Source organism: Pseudomonas sp. MWU12-2319, assembly GCF_023242525.1.
In the GTDB taxonomy this organism is placed as follows: Bacteria; Pseudomonadota; Gammaproteobacteria; order Pseudomonadales; family Pseudomonadaceae; genus Aquipseudomonas; species Aquipseudomonas gingeri_D.
This window is the reverse complement of the sequence record NZ_JALJES010000001.1, coordinates 235,398-255,429: the sequence shown is the minus strand read 5'-3', so window position 1 is coordinate 255,429 and position 20,032 is coordinate 235,398. Positions and strand designations below refer to the sequence as shown.

Sequence of the window (20,032 nt, the reverse complement as noted above, 5' to 3'; positions counted from 1 at the left end):
ATCGCGTGAAAACGTAGCGAGCGAAGGAAAGGCCAGGCAAAAACAGGCGAGGAAGCGGAGTTTACTGACTGTAAATGAGCATTCCGAGCCTGTTTTTAACGCAGCATTTCCGAGCGCAGTAGTTTTCACGTGATCTGGCGGGTCAGGCGCAAGGCATTGAGCACCACGGTCAGCGAGCTGATGGACATGCCGATCGCGGCCCACACCGGGGTGACCCAGCCGAGGGCGGCGAACGGCAACATCAGGCCATTGTACAGGCTGGCCCAGATCAGGTTCTCGATGATGATCCGCCGGGTCCGCCGGGCCAGGCCGATGGCTTGCACCAGGGCGCCCAGGCGATTGGACAGCAGCACCGCGTCGGCGCTGGTCTTGGCCAGGTCGGTGGCCGTGCCCATGGCCACGCTGATATCGGCGGCGGCCAGGACCGGCACGTCATTCACGCCGTCACCGAGCATCAGCACCTTGTGGCCCTGGCTATGCAGGTCGCGCAGCACTTGCAACTTGTCGTCCGGGCGCAGGCCGCCCCGGGCTTCATCGATGCCCAGTTCGGCGGCGACGCTGGCGACCATCGGCGAGCTGTCGCCGGACAGCAGCAGCGTGCGCCAGCCCCGGACCCGGCAGGCTGCCAGCAACGCGGGGGCGTCGTCCCGCAGGCGGTCGTCGAGGACAAACCAGGCCAGTGGCCCTTGGGTGTCGCCCAGCAGCAGCCATTGTCCGGCTTCGTCCGGCGTCGGCGGCAGCGGGCTGGCGCCGAGTTCGCAGACAAACGCCGCCTGGCCGATCCGCAGCAACTGCTCGCCGACCCGGCCCTCAAGGCCCAGGCCGGGAGTGCCATGGACCTCTTCGGCGGCTTGGGGGGCTCGGCCGAAGGCGCGGGCAATCGGGTGCTCGGAACGGTTTTCCAGGGCGGCGGCGAGGCTCAGGCAGCGTTCGCTGTCCAGCTCGCGCAACGGGCGGATGGAACGCAGGGTCAGGCGGCCTTCGGTGAGGGTGCCGGTCTTGTCGAAAATCACCGTGTCGATCTGGTTCAGGCCCTCGAGCACGTGGCCGCGGGTCAACAGCAGGCCGAGCTTGTGCAGGGTGCCGGTGGCGGCGGTCAGGGCGGTGGGGGTGGCCAGTGACAAGGCGCACGGACAGGTGGCGACCAGCATCGCCAGCACGATCCAGAACGCCCGGGTCGGGTCCAGTTGCCACCAGATCAGGCCGATGACCGCTGCGGCGATCAGCGAGAACAGCAGGAACCACTGCGCGGCGCGGTCGGCGAGCTGCGCCAGGCGCGGCTTTTCGCTCTGGGCACGGTCAAGCAGGCGGACGATGGCGGACAGGCGGGTGTCCTGGCCGAGGGCCATGACCTCGACGGTCAACGCGCTTTCGACGTTCAGGGTGCCGGCGGTGACCGCATCCCCGGCTGTGCGCGGCTGCGGCAGGTATTCGCCGGTCAGCAGGGATTCGTCGATGCTCGACTGGCCGTCGATAATCCGCCCGTCAGCCGGCAGCACGGCACCGGGATGCACCAACACCCGCTCCCCCAGGCGCAGTTCACTGAGCAGGATGCGTTCGCTCTGGCCGTCGGCTCCCAGGCGCAGGCAGGACGCGGGTAGCAGGTTGACCAGTTGCGCGGTGGCGGCGGCGGTGCGTTCGCGGGCGCGGCGTTCCAGGTAGCGGCCGGCCAGCAGGAACAGGGCGAACATGCCCACGGCGTCGAAATAGAGTTCGCCAACCCCGGTAATCGCGGTCCAGATCCCGGCGAAGTAGGCGCTGCCAATGGCCAGCGAGACCGAGACATCCATGGTCAGATGGCGGGTGCGCAGGTCGCGAAAGGCACCGCGAAAGAACGGCGCACAGCTGTAGAAGACGATGGGTGTGGTCAGGAACAGCGCCACCCAGCGCAGGATGGTGTGCAGTTCCGGGCTGAGGTCGATATTGAATTCCGGCCAGGTGGCCATGGTCGCCATCATCGCCTGGAACCACAGCAGGCCGGCCAGGCCCAGTTGGCGCAGGGATTTGCGGTTTTCGCTGGCGAGCTGTTCGCTGGCCTGGTCGGCCTGATAGGGGTGCGCGGCGTAGCCGATATGGCGCAGTTCGCCGAGGATCTGGCTCAGCGGCAACTGGCTGTCGGCCCAACGCACCTGCAGGCGGTGATTGGACAGGTTCAGCCGCGCCTCGGCCACGGCGGGCAGGCCGAGCAGGTGTTTCTCGATCAGCCAGCCGCAGGCGGCGCAACTGATGCCCTCCATCAGCAGGGTCGCTTCGGCGAGTTCGCCGTCATGGCGGACAAAGGGTTTTTGCACGTCGCTGCGGTCGTACAGCGCCAGTTCGTCCACCAGTTGCACCGGCAGGCTTTCGGGGTTGGCCGAGGTTTCGCTGCGATGGCTGTAATAGTGTTCCAGGCCACCGGCAACAATCGCCTGCGCCACCGCCTGGCAACCCGGACAGCAGAACTCGCGGGGCTCGCCCAGGACGACAGCGGTGAAGCGACTGCCGGAGGGGACGGGCAGGGCGCAGTGGTAGCAGGGTGTCGGGGTTGTCATAGGCGCCATCGGTCACTGTAGGAGCCGGCTTGCCGGCGATGGGCCCTGGAACCTGGCATTGCCTGTTCGGACGCCATCGCCGGCAAGCCAGCTCCCACAGAAGCGGGATCGTATTTATTTGCTCTGTTCTTCAGCGCCTTGCAGCGGCTCATCGCCCAGCTTCAGGTCCTTGTCCTGGCTGATCTGTTCTTCCTCGAACATGCGCCAGGTCTTGTCGCCTTCGACCCCCAGCAACTCGACAAAGCGCCGGCCTTCGATCTTGTCGGCCAGTTGCCCGATATAACGCCCCGGTTCGCTGGCGCTGCGGTTCAGGATGACCTTGCGGTCCTTCTCCGGCTGGGTCGGCGAGATCAGGTTCAGCTCGACACTGGCCGGCTGGCTGTTGCCCAGCAGGCGCAGGTCGACCTCACCGGTGACTTCGTCCAGATGCACGCTGGCATGCAGCTTCAGGCTCTGGGCCAGCAGTTCGCGGTCCAGGGAACGGTTGATGCCCTTGCCGGCCTCGTAGTAGTTGTCGTTGACCAGGTTGTCCGGGTTCTTCACCGCAATGGTCACCATCGACAGGGTCAGGGTCACCGAGCAGGCCATGATCCCGATCAGGATCCAGGGCCAGAGGTGCTTGTACCAGGGGCTTGCGGCGGTTGCTGCGGGCATCGTGTCGTTCCTTAACGGATTTGCGGGCCGATGAATCGGCTCTTGGCTTCAATATGAACGCTGTCGTCATCGGCATCGCGCAAGGTGAATTTCACCTCGTTGGTACTCGACGGCAGTTGCTCGGGGGCGCTGGACAGTTCCATCGGCATGCTGAATATCTCGCCGGCGGCCACGTGGATTTCGCGCTTGCCCTGGAGTTTCAGGTCGGGCAGTCCGCTGGCGTCCAGGACATAGGTATGGTCGCGCTGATCCTTGTTCATGATCTTCAGGCTGTAGACGTTTTCGATCCGCCCTTCGGCGTTCTCGCGGTACAGCACCCGGTCCTTGCTGACGTCGAAACCCACCAGCGGACGCATGAAGAACGCCGTCACCAGCAGGCCGATCATGGTCAGCAGCACCAGTGCATAACCGATCAGGCGTGGCCGCAGCTTATGGGTTTTCTGCCCGGAAAGGTTGTGTTCGGTGGTGTAGCTGATCAGCCCGCGGGGGTACTGCATCTTGTCCATGATGCTGTCGCAGGCGTCGATGCAGGCAGCGCAGCCGATGCACTCGATCTGCAAGCCGTCGCGAATGTCGATACCGGTGGGGCAGACCTGCACGCACATCGTGCAGTCGATGCAGTCGCCCAGGCCCTGGGCCTTGTAGTCGACGCCTTTCTTGCGCGGACCCCGCTCTTCGCCCCGGCGCGGGTCGTATGAGACGATCAGCGTGTCCTTGTCGAACATCACGCTCTGGAAGCGCGCATAGGGGCACATGTAGATGCACACCTGTTCGCGCAGCCAGCCGGCGTTGCCGTAGGTGGCGAGGGTGAAGAAGCCGACCCAGAAGTACGACCAGCCATCGGCCTCGCCGGTGAAGAAGCTGATGACCAGTTCGCGAATCGGCGAGAAGTAGCCGACAAAGGTCATGCCGGTGACAAAACCGATCAGCAGCCACAGGCTGTGCTTGGCGAATTTGCGCAGGAATTTGTTGGCGCCCATGGGCGCCTTGTCCAGCTTGATGCGCTGGTTGCGGTCGCCTTCGGTGACCTTTTCACACCACATGAAGATCCAGGTCCAGACGCTTTGCGGACAGGTATAGCCGCACCAGACCCGTCCGGCATAGACGGTAATGAAGAACAGGCCGAAGGCGGCGATGATCAGCAGACCCGAGAGCAGGATGAAGTCCTGGGGCCAGAAGGTCGCGCCGAAGATGAAGAACTTGCGTTCGGGCAGGTTCCACCACACGGCCTGATGACCGCCCCAGCTCAGCCACACGGTACCGAAGTACAGCAGGAACAGGCCGGCCCCCCCCACCATCCGCAGGTTGCGGAACAGGCCGGTGAAGGCACGGGTGTAGATTTTCTCTCGCGAAGCGTAGAGGTCGACAGTTGCATTGGCGGGTTTGGCAGGTGGCGTGACGTCGTGTACCGGAATCTGCTTGCTCATTATTGCGTCCCACGGCTGGGGGAAATGCCTCGGTCAGTACGTGCCGACCGCGATCGGAAAGAGTAGTGCAATGGCGCAATGATACGCCCGTCCCTGCGCTCCAAGGGTGCGACCTTTGGTCGCGTTGGGTCTGCGCTCAGTATGGTGTAGCAGATGTAACAAGGCATGATCCAAGTCAATTGACTATAGATGATTGATCGTGAGTGGGGGCGGATTGGAGCCGGCTATGGCGATCTCTGATCCGCCGACCCGTGGGGTGTTTCCTGCGTGTGGAAAGCGGCCGCGCGTAATGAAAACGGCCCCGCCAGTTATGCTGGTGGGGCCGTCGGGGGTTGCTCAAACTGGCTTATTCAGCAGGTTTGTTATCACCGTGGGACAGGCTGTAGACATAGGCGGCGAGCAAGTGAACCTTGTCGTTGCCCTGCAACTGCGCCTGGGCCGGCATCTGCCCTTGGCGACCATAACGGATGGTCTGTTGCAACTGCGCGAAGCTTGAACCGTAGATGAACGCCGCCGGGTGCGTCAGGTTCGGCGCGCCCATGGCCGGGGTGCCTTTACCTTCAGGACCGTGGCAGGCCACGCAGTTGGTGGCGAAGAGTTTCTGCCCCGCCACCGGATCGGCCTTGGCGCCTTCCGGCAGCTTGCGCCCATCCAGATTGGTCAGCACGAACGAGGCGACATCGGCCACGCCCTGCTCACCGATGACGTCGGCCCAGGCCGGCATCACCGCGTGGCGACCGCCCATGATGGTGGTCTTGATGGTTTCCGGTTCACCGCCCCAGCGCCAGTCTTCGTCGGTCAGGTTGGGGAAGCCGTAGGCGCCCTTGGCGTCGGAACCGTGACACACCGAGCAGTTGGAGGCGAACAGCCGTGCGCCCATCTTCAGCGCCAACGGGTCCTTGGCCACGTCCTCGATGGGCATGGCCGCGTACTTGGCGAAGATCGGCCCGAACTTGGCATCCGAGCGGGCCATTTCCTTTTCCCACTCGTGCACGCCGGTCCAGCCGGTCTGGCCGTTGGCGAAGGCGGTCTGCTTATCGTTGTCGAGGTAGGCGTAGCCGGGCAGCAGGCCTTTCCAGTTGCCCAGGCCCGGGTACAGGACCAGGTAACCGAGGGCGAAGATGATGGTGCCGACGAACAGCATGAACCACCATTTGGGCAGCGGGTTGTCGTATTCCTCGATACCGTCGAAGGAGTGGCCAACCGTCTCCTCGGTCTGATCGGCGCGCTGTCCCTTGCGGGTGGACAGTAGCAGCCAGGTCAGGGCGAAGATGGTACCCAGAGTGAGGACTGTGACGTACAGACTCCAGAACATAGTCATTCTTTATTACTCCTAGACGCTTTTTCGACCTGCTTGATGGCTTCGGGGTCATCCGCGAAAGGCAACAGGGTTGCGTCCTCGAATTCCGATTTGCGCCGTGGGCTGAACACCCACAGCGCCAGGCCGATAAAGGCCACCATCACCACCAGGGTGCCCAGGCCACGAATCATCCCGATATCCATCCAGATCACCGTTTGCTTTTGATGATGGTGCCCAGGCCCTGCAAGTAGGCCACCAGCGCGTCCATTTCGGTCTTGCCCTTCACGGCATCCTTGGCCCCGGCGATGTCTTCGTCGGTGTAAGGCACGCCGAGGGTGCGCAGGACTTCCATTTTCTTCGCCGTGTCCTTGCCGTCGAGCTTGTTTTCCACCAGGAACGGATAAGCCGGCATTTTCGACTCGGGCACCACGTTGCGCGGGTTGTACAGGTGCGCGCGGTGCCAGTCATCGGAGTAACGCCCGCCGACCCGGGCCAGGTCCGGCCCGGTGCGCTTGGAACCCCAGAGGAACGGGTGGTCCCAGACGCTTTCACCGGCTACAGAATAGTGCCCGTAGCGTTCGGTCTCGGCGCGGAACGGGCGGATCATCTGCGAGTGGCAGCCGACACAACCGTTGGCGATAAAGATGTCACGGCCTTCCAGTTCCAGTGCCGGGCGCGGCTTCATGCCTTCGACCGGCTTGTTGGTGACGTCCTGGAAGAACAGCGGGACGATCTGGGTCAGGCCGCCGATGCTCACGGCGATGACCATGAAGAAGGCCAGCAGGCCGATATTTTTCTCGACTACTTCGTGCTTCATCAGTGAGCTCCAGCGACAGCGATCTGAGCGGCGGCTTCAGCTTCAGCCGGGTCCGAGGCGCGAACGGTACGGAACACGTTGTAGGCCATGAACAGCATGCCGCTGGCGAAGAACGCACCGCCGATGGCGCGTACGATATAGCCGGGGTGGCTGGCCTGCAGGGCTTCGACGAACGAGTAGGTCAGGGTGCCGTCGTCGTTGATCGCGCGCCACATCAGGCCCTGGGTGATGCCGTTGACCCACATCGAGGCGATGTAGAGCACGGTGCCGATGGTGGCGAGCCAGAAGTGCGCGTTGATCAGGCCGATGCTGTGCATCTGCGGACGCCCGAAGATTTTCGGGATCATGTGGTAGATCGCGCCGATGGAGATCATCGCTACCCAACCCAGGGCCCCGGCGTGCACATGGCCGATGGTCCAGTCGGTGTAGTGGGAAAGCGAGTTGACGGTCTTGATCGCCATCATCGGCCCTTCGAAGGTCGACATGCCGTAGAACGCCAGGGACACCACCAAAAAGCGCAGGATCGGGTCGGTGCGCAGCTTATGCCAGGCGCCCGAGAGGGTCATCATGCCGTTGATCATGCCGCCCCAGCTCGGTGCCAGGAGGATGATCGACATCGCCATGCCCAGGGACTGGGCCCAGTCCGGCAGGGCGGTGTAGTGCAGGTGGTGCGGGCCGGCCCAGATATACAGGGTGATCAGCGCCCAGAAGTGCACGATGGACAGGCGATAGGAGTAGATCGGCCGCTCGGCCTGTTTCGGCACGAAGTAGTACATCATCCCCAGGAAGCCGGTGGTCAGGAAGAAGCCCACGGCGTTGTGGCCGTACCACCACTGGATCATCGCATCGGTCGCCCCGGCATAGGCCGAGTAGGACTTGAAGAAGCTCACCGGCAGCGAGATGTGGTTAACGATGTGCAGCATCGCCGTGACGATGATGAAGGCACCGTAGAACCAGTTGCCGACATAGATGTGCTTGGTCTTGCGCTTGATGATGGTGCCGAAGAACACCAGGGCGTAGACCACCCAGACAATCGCCAGGAGGATTGCCAGCGGCCATTCCAGTTCGGCGTATTCCTTGGTGGTGGTGTAACCCAGGGGCAGGGTGATCCCGGCACCGACGATCACCGCCTGCCAACCCCAGAAGTGGAAGGCCGCGAGGCCGTCGGAGATCAGTCGTACCTGGCAGGTTCGCTGCACGACATAGTAGGAGGTGGCAAACAACGCACAACCACCGAAGGCGAAGATCACCAGGTTGGTGTGCAGCGGGCGCAGGCGTCCAAAACTCGTCCAGGGCAGGCCGAAATTCAACTCCGGCCAGACCAGTTGCGAGGCGATGAAGACACCGAGCCCCATGCCAAGGATCCCCCAGACCACCGTCATGATGGCGAACTGGCGGACTACCTTATAGTTATAAGCAGTCGGACTGATTGCTGTGCTCATTCTAAGGTTCCACGGTTTAGGTATATTTATTAGGGGTGAAAATCGCCCGCAAGTATGGATAAAGCCCAGGGTCATTGCAACGCGGCATGACCTGGGTCAATACCGTGCGACGCTGATTCTGCGGCCTTTCCATGCTCGGTGTAAGGTCAAAACGCGCCCTCGAAAAGGCCGGAATCGTCCGGCAGGCGAGGGGATGCGGTTTGATCGAAGTGAGCAAAGCTTAGTACCGATTCCCGGGAGTGGGTAGGCGGACTAAAAGAGAGGTGCGACATTGGGTCGCGTACAGGCGGGGAACTGTCGCATCCTGATCGATGCGACAGGAAATATCCGGTGGTTATTGGGCTTTGTTTTCTCCTTGACCGCCATGGGAGAGGCTGAACACGTAAGCGGCCAGCAACTGCACCTTATCGTTGCCGAGCAGTTCGCTCTGGGCCGGCATCTGGCCCTGGCGGCCGTGACGGATGGTCTGCTGCAATTGCACCAGGCTGCTGCCGTAGATAAAGCCGGAAGGCTGGGTCAGGTCGGGGGCGCCCATGATCTGGCTGCCCTGGCCGGTGGCACCGTGGCAGGCGATGCAGGTGGTGCTGAAGGTTTGCCGGCCCGCCGCCAGGTCCGCCGTGGAATCCTGCGCCAGCGGTAGCTTGGCCAGGTCGTGACGGACATAGGCCGCGACGTTCTTCACCCCGTCCTCACCGAGGATTTCGCCCCAGGCCGGCATGGCCGCGATGCGTCCGCCCATGATGGTGGTCTTGATCGTGTCGGCACTGCCGCCCCAGCGCCAGATCTCGTCGGCGAGGTTGGGGAAACCGTAGGCGCCCTTGGCGTCCGAGCCATGGCACACCGCGCAGTTGGAGGCGAACAGGCGTCCGCCCATTTTCAGCGCTTGCGGGTCCTTGGCTACTTGTTCCACGGGCATGGCCGCGAATTTGGCGAAGATCGGTCCGAACTTGGCATCGGCCTTGTCCATTTCCTTTTCCCATTCGTGGACGCCGGTCCAGCCGTTCTCGTAGCCGGGCAGGATACCTTTCCAGTTGCCCAGGCCGGGGTAGAGGATCAGGTAGCCGACGGCAAACACCAGGGTCCCGGCGAACAGCATGAACCACCACTGCGGCAACGGGTTGTCGTACTCCTCGATGCCGTCGAAGCTGTGGCCCATGGTCTGGTCGACGCTGCCCTTGGTTTCACCCTTGCGTGTGCCGATCAGCAACCAGGTCAGGCCGATCAGGCTGCCGATGGTCAGTACGCAGATATACGCACTCCAGAAGGTGGTCATGGCCGGGTGCTCCTTGTTGCAGTGGGATCTTCAGGGGGGGCGGGAAGCGGCTCGTCATCGGCGAAGGGCAGCATGCAGGCTTCGGCGAACTCGGAAGTACGCTTGGCGTTGAACACCCAGAGGGCCAGGCCGATAAAGGCGATGAACACCACCAGGGTGCCGAGGCCGCGGATCATTCCGCTACTCATGTCCATGACTCACCTCTTGCTCTTGATCGAAGTGCCGAGCACTTGCAGGTAGGCGACCAGGGCGTCCATTTCGGTCTTGCCCTTCACGGACTCCCTGGCCCCGGCGATATCGTCGTCGGTGTAGGGCACGCCCAGGGTGCGCATCGCCCGCAGCTTGGTTTCGGTCAGGCTGTTGTCCAGCGGGTTGGCCACCAACCAGGGGTAGCCCGGCATTTTCGATTCCGGGACCACGTTGCGCGGGTTGTACAGGTGCGCGCGGTGCCAGTCTTCCGAGTAGCGCCCGCCGACCCGGGCCAGGTCCGGTCCGGTGCGCTTGGAACCCCAGAGGAACGGGTGGTCCCAGACGCTTTCACCGGCCACCGAGTAGTGCCCGTAGCGTTCGGTCTCGGCACGGAATGGGCGAATCATCTGCGAGTGACAGCCGACGCAGCCTTCGCGGATGTAGATATCGCGGCCTTCCAGTTGCAGTGCGGTGTAGGGCTTCATGCCTTCCACCGGCTTGTTGGTGACGTCCTGGAAAAACAGCGGAACGATCTGGGTCAGGCCGCCGATGCTCACGGCCAGCACCATCAGCAGCATCAGCAGGCCGACGTTCTTTTCAATCACTTCGTGTTTCATGACGAACTCCTCAGGCCATCTGCGCGGCGGCGATCACGGCGGCGGGTTGCGCGCCGCGCACGGTGCGCCAGGTGTTGTAGGCCATCAGCAACATGCCGCTGAAGAAGATTGCCCCGCCGATCAGCCGGACGACGTAGCCGGGGTGGCTGGCCACCAGGGTTTCGACGAAGGAGTAGGTCAGGGTGCCGTCATCGTTGACCGCGCGCCACATCAGGCCCTGGGCGATGCCGTTGACCCACATCGAGGCGATGTAGAGCACGGTGCCGATGGTAGCGAGCCAGAAGTGCGCGTTGATCAGGCCGATGCTGTGCATCTGCGGGCGGCCGAAGATTTTCGGGATCATGTGGTACAGCGCGCCGATGGAGATCATCGCCACCCAACCGAGGGCACCGGCGTGCACGTGGCCGATGGTCCAGTCGGTGTAGTGGGAGAGGGCGTTGACGGTCTTGATCGCCATCATCGGCCCTTCGAAGGTCGACATGCCGTAGAACGCCAGCGACACCACGAGGAAGCGCAGGATCGGGTCGCTGCGCAACTTATGCCAGGCCCCGGAGAGGGTCATCATGCCGTTGATCATGCCGCCCCAGCTCGGGGCCAGGAGGATCAGCGACATCACCATGCCCAGGGACTGGGCCCAGTCCGGCAGGGCGGTGTAGTGCAGGTGGTGGGGACCGGCCCAGATATACAGGGTGATCAGCGCCCAGAAGTGGACGATGGACAGGCGATAGGAATACACCGGGCGCTCGGCCTGTTTCGGCACGAAGTAGTACATCATCCCGAGGAAGCCGGCGGTCAGGAAGAAGCCCACTGCGTTGTGCCCGTACCACCACTGGACCATGGCATCGGTAGCGCCGGAGTAGATCGAGTAGGACTTGGTCAGGCTGACCGGCAGTTCCAGGTTGTTGACGATATGCAGGATCGCCACGGTGATGATGAAGGCACCGAAGAACCAGTTACCGACATAGATGTGCTTGGTGGTGCGCTTCACCAGCGTACCGAAGAATACGATGGCGTAGGCGACCCAGACAATGGTGATCAGGATATCGATCGGCCATTCCAGTTCGGCGTATTCCTTGGAGCTGGTGTAGCCCAGCGGCAGGCTGATGGCCGCCAGGAGGATCACCAGTTGCCAACCCCAGAAGGTGAACGCCGCGATCTTCGGCGCAAACAGCTGGGTCTGGCAGGTGCGTTGCACCGAGTAGTAGGAACTGGCGAACAGTGCGCAGCCACCAAAGGCGAAGATCACCGCATTGGTGTGCAACGGGCGCAGGCGGCCGAAGCTGGTCCACGGCAGGTTGAAGTTGAGTTCGGGCCAGACCAATTGGGCCGCGAGGAAAACCCCGAGCCCCATGCCGACGATGCCCCACACCACCGTCATAATGGCGAATTGGCGGACCACCTTGTAGTTGTAGGCGGTACTGATTGAAGTGTTCATGGTTCCCCATCCACGGTTCAGACCCGGCCGGCGCTGTTGCATTCGCGGGATCTGGAGTTATAGGCAGACTAAAAGCCAGCCAAGCATGGGCAAATAGCCAGCGGGTGGTATTGACGAAGGTCAATGGGGCGGGTTGAGCAGGCGCGGGCCTGTGGGCACGCGGAGCTTGTGTGGGAGCGGAGCTTGCCCGCGAAGAGGCCCGCGAGACCGCCAAAAGCCTCGCGGCGCTGCGGCAACCCGACAGCACCGCTCCCACAGGGTATGCGTTCAAGCCTCAAGGCCGGCGCAGGTTTCGGTTCAGCTCAGGCCCAGGCCATAGGCATTGCTCAGGTCGAACAGAATCGACTCCTTGCCGCTGGGCAGGTGCGCCACGTAGTACTTGATCGGCGGCACCACGGTCGCGCGATCGGTGGACCAGGTCAGGCCGAAATCCCGTGAGCTCGTCGACTCCGTTTCCCGCAGGGTTTCCTCCAGCCATTCGCGCTGGGCGCCCAGGGGCCAGCGGTTGCCGTAGAGGCGATGGATTTCCTTCAGCTCGGCGCGTGTCGGCAGACGTCTATGTCCGGCGCTCGCCTTCGCCTGCATGCTGGCGAAGGTCCCCAATCCCAGCCCATGGCAGTGGATAACGCCGCTGACCGTCAGGTTGTAGCTTTTCATCTGTCCACCCTGATCGCGCACGGTGATGGTCGTGCTGCCGTTGCCGCGCACCGTGACCAGGCCGGACGCGTCGACCACGGCAATCGCCGGATTGCCCGAGGTGTAGGTATAACCGGGCGTACCGCCACTGGCCTGGCGTCGGACCGAAGTGCTCGGGCCGAAGGCGGGCAGGACCGTCGGATGGCTGGGGATCAGGTAGATCTTGCCGCTGAGCGTCACCGGACGTTGGTCGAACACCAGATCGGGACGCCCACTTCCCGACAGTCGCAACTTGACGGTGACCGCTTCAGAGCGTTCCGACAGGTTGCCCGCGCGGTCCTGGATCCGGTAGGACACCGGCCAATCGGCATCGGCCCCCAGTGAGAGGAGAAAGGCGCGGGGAAACTCGATGACGATGGTCTTGAGTTCCATGACCCGCATCCCCGGCCCCTCGATATCGCCCCAGAAGGTGCTCACCTGGTCGCCGACCGCGAAACCGTTGTAGCTGGCGATGGTCCCCGGCAGCACATTACCCAGTTGGCTCAGCTGCGCCGAGGTCAGGCCGTCGTGGACCTGGGGTGGAAAAGCCATGGCCGCGAGCAACGGCTGGCCGGGTTTTTCACGGTCGACCTCGATCAGGGTCGGGAACGAGTCTGTCCATTGTTGGCTGATGGTGTCGTATGCCCGGTATCTGAGTTCGTGGTTACCGTGGGTCAACGCCTCGACGGGAATGTCCAGGTTCAGGGTGTCCCCGGGATTATCGCCCGGACCAATGAACACCGGGCTGCCCAGCAATTCCGTGCCCCACAACAGCTGATAGGTCTCGTCGGTGGAAGGGTTGCTCCAGACCGGGAAGGTCACCCGGACGGGGGCGTCGAGGGCGCTGATCGGCAGCAGTCCCTGGCCGTCATCCAGGGCCGCCTCGACCCTGGGTCGCTCCAGCTCCCGGGCATTCTCGGGCAGGCCCCGGGCTTTTTTGCAGTCGAGGAGCAGCGCGGAGCCGATACCCAGGCCGCTGGCTTCATAGAGCAGGCTCAGGCCGGGGGTGACCTTGATATAGGGGTGCTCCGGCTCGACCACGTCCAAGGTCATGTCGAGTACCGCGTGCACCAGTCCCAACGGGCTTTTGCTGGTCGATGACCAGGTTTTCGGTTTGAGCGGCGACTGCAACGGCCAGCGGTTGCCGTAGGCCGTGCGGATGCTGATCAGTTCGTCCAGCGACGGAATGCTCAGGCCTTTTTGCCGGGCCTTGTGCAGGGTCTCGTCGTTGCTGCCCTCGCCCAGGTTGTAGCACTGGACCACGCCGCTGACGCTGACTTCGTAGCTTTTGCGCTGCCCGGCGCTGTCGCTGACCCGGATCCGGGTCTGGCCATTGCCACGCACGCTGACCTTGCCGTTACCGTCGACCACGGCGATCCGCGGGTTGTCGCTGCTGTAGTGATAGCCGGGCACGCCGCCGCTGGCCGTGCGCTGGCTCGTCGTGCCCGGGCCGAAGGCCGGCAGCACCTGTGGGTGGCAGGGAATCAGGTAGATCTTGCCGGGCAGGCTGACGGGGTGGGTGTCGAAGAGCAGTTCCGGCACCCGCTGTCTGGTCCGCACCACCAGGCGTAGCCGGGGGAAGGTCAGGGCGGTGGATTCGTCGGGGCTGCCGTCGAAGGTCACCTTGAAGGTGAAGGTCAGGCCGCTGAGGTCTTTCAATTGATCAAGCTCCCCCCGTGGCACGGGGTCGTCGAAGGCGTCGGCGATCGAGGGGATTTCCCGGGCCTCCCAAATCGCGAAGGAATAAGGCTGGCCGTCGGCCCGGGTACCTTCGCCACGCAACCAGACCCGTTGCCCGAGCTGGATATGCGGCCATTTCAGGATCTCGATGCGGGCATCGCCGCTGAAGGTGTTGAGGTCGAGGACCTGATTGTCCGGTGCCTGATGAACGAAGGGCGTGGGCAGCTCATCCTGGGCGATGGGCAGGACGTCCAGCAGCAGTTTCTCCGATGGGGCGGGGATGCCGTCGCGGGTGACGGTATAGCCGACCTCCACGCGTTTGCCGATATTGGCGCTGACCGCCGTGACGGGCACGGCGAAGTCGACACTGCCGCCGGCACTGCCGGGCTTGGCATCGATAAGAGGGGTGCCAGCACCGGGCGTGCCGCGCCAGTAGGCCTGGATACTGTCGCGGGTCTCCATGACATAGCCGACCCGGATCGTCGCGCCCATCAGCGCCTGCAGCGGGAACAGCAGCGTGTCGTGGGCCTCCAGCACCTTGGGCACCGGCAGATCCAGCGGGCCGGCACTGACCGGCAACAGCAGGGCCTGGGACACGACGGGCTCCGGGGCGACGGTCTGGACTTCATAGCGCACCACCACGGAGCCCCCGGCCAGCACGCTGACCTGGTCGTCCGGAATGCTGAAGTCGATGTCCTGGTCGGTCCCGATTACCACCTTGGCCTCCTGGTGCCGGGTTTCCATGCCGGTGGCGGTGGTGCCGAGCCAGATCAGGTTCACGCTCTGGCCCGGGGCGATAAACGAATAGGGCTCGACCCGGGCAATCACGCCGGTTTGCGTTGGGTCGAGCACGTTGCCGTTGGCTTCGGCGACTGGCACCCGGGGTGGCTTGAGGGTCAGGGCGCGGCCGGTGATCTGCAGCGGCAGGCTCCGGGAGCGGCGCGCGGGATGGTTGGGCGTCTCGACGTAGTAGTAGAACCGCGCCTGGCCCCGGATGATCAGGAGAAACTGCTCGTTCGGCACTTCGAAGGAGACGAAGGCATCGCTGTCGCTGCCGGGCAGCATCGCGCTGTACGCGGGCAGCGTCGCGCCGAGGGCGGTTTCCCGTTCGACCAGCAGGCGCAGGGTCTGGGCGCTGCTCATGCCTTCATAGCGCAGCACCAGGGTCTGCACGTCGGCGCCATTGAGGGTGTCCAGGTTCAGTTGCATGCCCTGGGCACGGGGGACCACCGGCGGGCGCAGGTCCGGATCGCCGATGCCGACTTCGACCAGGGCCGGGCGTGACCAGCGCGACCAGTTGTTGACCCCATCGCGTATCTCGTAACGCACGATGATCGCGTCGGAGTTGCCGGCCTCGCGGATAATCTGCGGATCGATCGGCACCACCACTTCGTCGCTCGGGGCCAGCAAGGGTGGGTGCCGCACCAGGCGGCCATGCCAGGACACCACGATCGCATCGCCGGCGGCCATGTTCGCATAACGTTTGACCACCACGCTGACCCCCTCCGGGTCTTCGATCACCCCGGGCGGCAGGATCACCGGCAGTTCGAGCTTGTCGTTGACGGTGGGCGTCGCGGATTGGGTGTCGGGGTCGCCGGGGACGTCCAGCTTGATCCGTACCTGGGTTTCGGCGGTTTCCGGCGCGCCGCCGGGAAAGGGGGTGAGGACGTAGCGCACCGTCACGGCTTCCGCCGACATGATCCAGCGAGTCTCGACCCGCAGGGTCAGGTGGCTGGCGCCGGGTGTGCTGTCCTGGGTATGGCTGGCGACCGGATCGGGATGGCTGCCCCAATACAGGTCGATCCGATCCCTGGGTTTCAGCTCCAGCGGGGCGATCACCACGGGCAACGGCCGTTGCGGGTCGATCACATCGGTGGCGCCGATGCCGCCGAGATTAAAACTGTTGATCAGCGGCGGGACCAGCTCCCGCGTGGCGCGCGGGCGTCGATCGGCGCTGGCCGGCGGCGGGTTCCAGGTGGGGGAGATCGGGCCTGCCTTCTCCCAGAACGGACTGGTCTGCAGCACACTCAATTTGCCCGCGCTGGCGACGGCGTTGATCAAGCGAACATGAGGCAGGGTGATGCCGTTGCCGCTGGCCGGTTCGACCGGTATGCACAAATCCCGTTGTGCGCTGGAATCCCTCGGCTCGTACTTGAGCAAGGCGCCGTCCTGGCTGGAGTAGTAGATACCGTTGAGGAAGAGATTTTCCGCCAGCAGGGTCTTGGTGACGAAGCAGATATCCTCGACGCAGAAAAAGTCGGCGCAGGGTGTGTCGCCGGTCTGATAGCGCGCGGGGTCGAGGGGTTTGGCATAGTGAATACTGTCGAGCGGGGTTTTCCCCAGGGTCAATTCAAGACGCTGTTGCTCCAGTGCCTGTGTCTTCCGGTCGGCCAGGGTGCGGGTGACCTTGATCGCCTGGCCATCGACGAAAGGTTCGAGGGTGACATAACCGTCAGGGGCGGAGGTGCGATAGATCGCATCCGCCAGCAGTGCGCCTCGACCCTGGCCGATCTTGCCATGGGTATAACGCGCGGCATCGTCCGGGTGAGCGAAAAGCGGGCTGAGGGCATAACGTTCGGTGGTGTCGGATACACCGTCGGATGGGTCCCAGGTGGTACTGACCGGGCCTGTCTGGCGCCACAGCGTACCGGGCCGCAAGACACTCAATTTGCCACTGGCGGCCACGCGACGAACATAGTCACGACCGGACAGCGAGCCGTTCTCCAACTGGCCCTGGGTATCGATACCGTCGTTGTGAAAGAGACTGCCCCGTAGCACTTCGTCGGCATCGGGCACCAACGGCACCTGGTAGCTGAACAAGGCCCCGTCGGCGCTCGCCAGATACAGCCGGGTGGTGCTCTGGTGGCCCGGCACTATTGCCGTTTCGCGAGCGGTCTTGATGGCGTGGGCGAAATCGCGCACTGAGATAAAGTGTTGGTAGGCCCTGTCGCTGGGCGGCGCCTCCCGCCGGGGTTCCGACACATAGAGGCCATCGAGGCGATAACCGGGGATCAGGCTGAGAACGGCGATATTCGGCGGGAGTATAAGCGTGCGATCGAAGTCACCGCTGATGTCGAGGGCGGGGGCTGTGGAGACGTATTCCTTCTCGGTTTTCTTGAAAATAAAGCCGAAGTTGCGCTGGGTTCTCGGGTTGGTTTGCGCAAGGGCATGACGCACGGCATCCGCTGCGGTCATGAATACCGGACTGAACGTGGGGGGGGAGGTAGCAATCAGTGCCTGGTCGGTCTCGACGCGCACCCCGGCGGCGCTGTCGCGAATCGACAGCACTTTCCCGGGGCTGGTCCAGATATCGCGACCAGGGACCAGCACCCGCAGCTCGCCGGCCTTGACCAGATCACGAGCGAATGTCAGCACGGCGCCCTTGTCGGTCTCCAGGCCGCTCTTGAAGCGTTGTTCCGTGGGATTTTCCATCAGGTTCAGCGGGTCTGTCGGCGAGGGCGACAGCGTCTTGAACAGGTCGATTTCGCTCGGGGAGTGCTGGCTGGTGTAGCGGATCAACGAGCCGTCCTGGCCGGAGAAATAGCGCAATGGAATCGCGCGATCCTTGATGGCCCGATAGATGTCCCAGGTCGGAAACAGGTTCAGGTACAGCTGGGCTTCCGTCGCCGCCAGCAGGAAATCCAGGTTGCCCAGGCGTGAGCTGTAGGTCCCGACAATCGTGTGATCTTCCAGGGGAAAGCCATTTCGGTGGGGGAATACCAGCGTGTGGTCGAAGATCTCGGTGGCTGAAACCAGCGGCGCGCTGGCGACAAACAGGCCGTCCGCGCGTTTCAGGATCACCCCGCCATGGACCTTGTCGTAACGGCGGGGAATCTGCCCGTGGGCGTGGCGTGCCGCGTCGTCGGCGCTGGCGAAGAGCGGGCCGAGGACGCGCCGTTGCAACTGATGATAAGCGTGCCATTCACTGCTGACCCGACCGGCCGGTCCCCACAGTTCACTGGGCTGAAGCACGCTCAGTTCACCGCTGTCGGCCAGCGCGTGAATGAAATTCAGCGGGTCGAGTATGCCCTTGACCAGGCGTTCGCCGTAGCTCAGCAGGTTTTCGCTGCCGGCGAGCAGCGCTTGGTCGGCGTGGATATCCAGCGATCGGTATTTCAACTGCGCGCCATCGCGGGTGCTCAGGTACAAGGGCAGGATCGGCGAGTTCGGCTCCGGACGATAGGCTTTGATCTGTTTGAGCGCCGCCAGCAGCTCAGCGGGCAGAAAGAAGTTGCGGTATATCCAGACGTCCTTGCACGGCAGGCGTCGCGGATACAGCGCGGCGCTGTAGTAGAAGCCGGCCAGGCGACAGCCGGACGGCAATGTCGGAGAACCGTCGGCGCCGGTGGGCAAGCGTGGGTCCACGGCAAACAGCGGTTCCCGGGCGCTCAGCGGTTCACTGGCGGCGTAGCGCTGGTGGCTGTCGCTGATAATCACGCCGATCCGCCGGTCGCGGTAATGACCATTGATGCGTTCGTTGGCGTACAGGGCCGCGGCATCCGCGCTGTCGAACAGTGGCCCGAAGGCCGGCAAGGCCGGAGTCGAGGCTTTCTGCGCTGGATAGGGTGCCCAATCGCGGGGCACCTGGCCGGGCGGGCCCCAGTAGGTATCGCCACGGACCACGTAGAGCGCGCCGGTTTTGGCCAGGGATTTGATGAACTCGCTGGGCAGCAACCGATTGAGGTCGCTGAGATCATTACCCGGTAGCAGGCGCGGGATCAACGCGTCCTCTTCAGCGGAGCCGCTGGGCATGTATTTGATGATGGTGGAGTCGGTCATCAGCGCATAAAACGCCCTGACCCCCTGTGGCCGGGCGAGAAGGGTGGTCAGGACCTCATCCGGGGTGATGCTTTTCAGGCGCAGGCGGGTCTCCTGTTCGGAGAGTATCGAGGGCCTGTCGAGGGGCCCGTCGTTTTGCTCCTTGAGGGCCGACAGGCTTATGTTGGAACGGTAGACGGCATAGAGCCGGTGTCCGGGGGGGAAGCTGGCGATACCGGTTTCGGTGATCGGATACAGGGTATTGCGGTTGAAGCGGCGGTCGTTACCGGTGATCGGCAGCGTGGCGACAAAGGTCGCGTCCTGGCGTTGGAAGATCAGCCCGCCGAACTCCTTGTCGCTCCCCCCCTGGATCAGCTGTTGGGCATGGCGGGCGGCGTCGTCCGCCGAGAGGAAGGCCGGGCCCAGTTCAGGCACTACGGCGTCGGTGAAGGGGGCCCAATGGATCGGGTCGACCCGCCCCTGTCGATTCCACAGGTAGCTGCCGTGCAACACCTGCAAGGAGCCGGCGGCGGCGATCGTGCGGACGAATTGGTGGGGCGGCAGTGCGCCGCTCAACAGTTGCTCGCGGGCGTGTCGGGCCCGTGCCTGCCAGTCCGCGCCTTCGGGCAGCAGTGCCTGCTCCAGTTCGCTGTCCCCTGGGTGGTAGGCCAGCAGCGCCCCGTCGGGGGTGCCGAAAAACAACGGCGGCGGGTGCGCGCCAGGCGCGGGGGCACGGGAACGGCGTGCGTGATGGAGCCCGGCGAACAGGTCGTAGGGACTGAAAAAGTTTTCGTACAGCCAGCTTTCCCGGGGCGGCAGTTGTTCATGGGCGGTCTCGGCCTGGCAGTAGAGGCCGGCGAGGATAAAGCCTTCGGGCAGCCGCAGCCGGCCCTGGGCGTCCCGACCGAAGAGCGCGTCCGGGTCGAAGGGCATCGGGGCGCCGTCCAGCGCTTGCGCAACGGTGAAGTCCGCCTTCTGTGCCTGCTTGAGGATAAACGACGAGGGGCGCTTCAAACCTTTGAAAGCGGCCTGGCCGTGGGCATACTGGACGGCTTCGTCGAGGCTGGCGAAGGTGCGGCTGAGCAGCGGCATCGTCGTCTTCTGACGAATCGGCGCGACTGCAAGATCCGTTGGAAGGCGACTGGCGCCGGGTTGTTCGGCGTGGGTGAGGGCGTCTTGAGGCATGGCAATACTCGTCTGGAAATGGACCGGGGAGCGTCCCGTGTCGGCGCCG

At 63.8% G+C, this 20,032-nt stretch carries 12 protein-coding genes; all 12 read right to left on the bottom strand.

Annotated features, from left to right (window positions below; genetic code table 11):
- Positions 1-125: 125 nt before the first annotated feature.
- The gene (locus tag M5C01_RS00865) at positions 126-2,531 is read right to left on the bottom strand and encodes a heavy metal translocating P-type ATPase (protein ID WP_152737005.1); all 2,406 of its coding nucleotides are present in this window, start codon (positions 2,529-2,531) and stop codon (positions 126-128) included.
- 114 nt (positions 2,532-2,645) lie between these two features.
- Positions 2,646-3,185 carry a FixH family protein gene (locus tag M5C01_RS00860; protein WP_103499332.1) on the bottom strand — a complete coding sequence of 180 codons (540 nt, stop codon included), beginning with the start codon at positions 3,183-3,185 and terminating at the stop codon, positions 2,646-2,648.
- 11 nt (positions 3,186-3,196) lie between these two features.
- Entirely contained in the window at positions 3,197-4,612 is a 1,416-nt protein-coding gene (ccoG, locus tag M5C01_RS00855; protein ID WP_103499333.1) for a cytochrome c oxidase accessory protein CcoG, read from the bottom strand.
- 346 nt (positions 4,613-4,958) lie between these two features.
- Complete coding sequence (ccoP, locus tag M5C01_RS00850) at positions 4,959-5,933, bottom strand: cytochrome-c oxidase, cbb3-type subunit III (protein WP_152737004.1); 975 nt, start codon at positions 5,931-5,933, stop codon at positions 4,959-4,961.
- The gene (locus M5C01_RS00845; protein WP_100940961.1) at positions 5,930-6,115 is read right to left on the bottom strand and encodes a cbb3-type cytochrome c oxidase subunit 3; all 186 of its coding nucleotides are present in this window, start codon (positions 6,113-6,115) and stop codon (positions 5,930-5,932) included. Before M5C01_RS00845 ends, ccoP (M5C01_RS00850) begins: the two co-directional genes overlap by 4 nt.
- A 5-nt stretch (positions 6,116-6,120) precedes the next feature.
- The gene (ccoO, locus tag M5C01_RS00840; RefSeq protein ID WP_100940578.1) at positions 6,121-6,729 is read right to left on the bottom strand and encodes a cytochrome-c oxidase, cbb3-type subunit II; all 609 of its coding nucleotides are present in this window, start codon (positions 6,727-6,729) and stop codon (positions 6,121-6,123) included.
- Positions 6,729-8,171 (bottom strand): cytochrome-c oxidase, cbb3-type subunit I, encoded by a 1,443-nt coding sequence (ccoN, locus tag M5C01_RS00835; protein WP_152737003.1) that lies wholly within the window; start codon positions 8,169-8,171, stop codon positions 6,729-6,731. The genes ccoO (M5C01_RS00840) and ccoN (M5C01_RS00835) overlap by 1 nt, the downstream gene beginning before the upstream one ends.
- A 334-nt stretch (positions 8,172-8,505) precedes the next feature.
- Positions 8,506-9,444 (bottom strand): cytochrome-c oxidase, cbb3-type subunit III, encoded by a 939-nt coding sequence (ccoP, locus tag M5C01_RS00830; RefSeq protein WP_152737002.1) that lies wholly within the window; start codon positions 9,442-9,444, stop codon positions 8,506-8,508.
- Positions 9,441-9,638 carry a CcoQ/FixQ family Cbb3-type cytochrome c oxidase assembly chaperone gene (locus tag M5C01_RS00825; RefSeq protein ID WP_103499660.1) on the bottom strand — a complete coding sequence of 66 codons (198 nt, stop codon included), beginning with the start codon at positions 9,636-9,638 and terminating at the stop codon, positions 9,441-9,443. Before M5C01_RS00825 ends, ccoP (M5C01_RS00830) begins: the two co-directional genes overlap by 4 nt.
- Positions 9,639-9,641: 3 nt before the next feature.
- Entirely contained in the window at positions 9,642-10,250 is a 609-nt protein-coding gene (gene ccoO, locus M5C01_RS00820) for a cytochrome-c oxidase, cbb3-type subunit II (RefSeq protein WP_103499661.1), read from the bottom strand.
- A gap of 10 nt (positions 10,251-10,260) precedes the next feature.
- The gene (gene ccoN / locus M5C01_RS00815) at positions 10,261-11,685 is read right to left on the bottom strand and encodes a cytochrome-c oxidase, cbb3-type subunit I (RefSeq protein WP_152737001.1); all 1,425 of its coding nucleotides are present in this window, start codon (positions 11,683-11,685) and stop codon (positions 10,261-10,263) included.
- A gap of 297 nt (positions 11,686-11,982) precedes the next feature.
- Positions 11,983-19,983, bottom strand: a complete 8,001-nt coding sequence (locus M5C01_RS00810; protein WP_178129727.1) for a hypothetical protein — start codon at positions 19,981-19,983, stop codon at positions 11,983-11,985.
- Between the last annotated feature and the right edge of the window lie 49 nt (positions 19,984-20,032).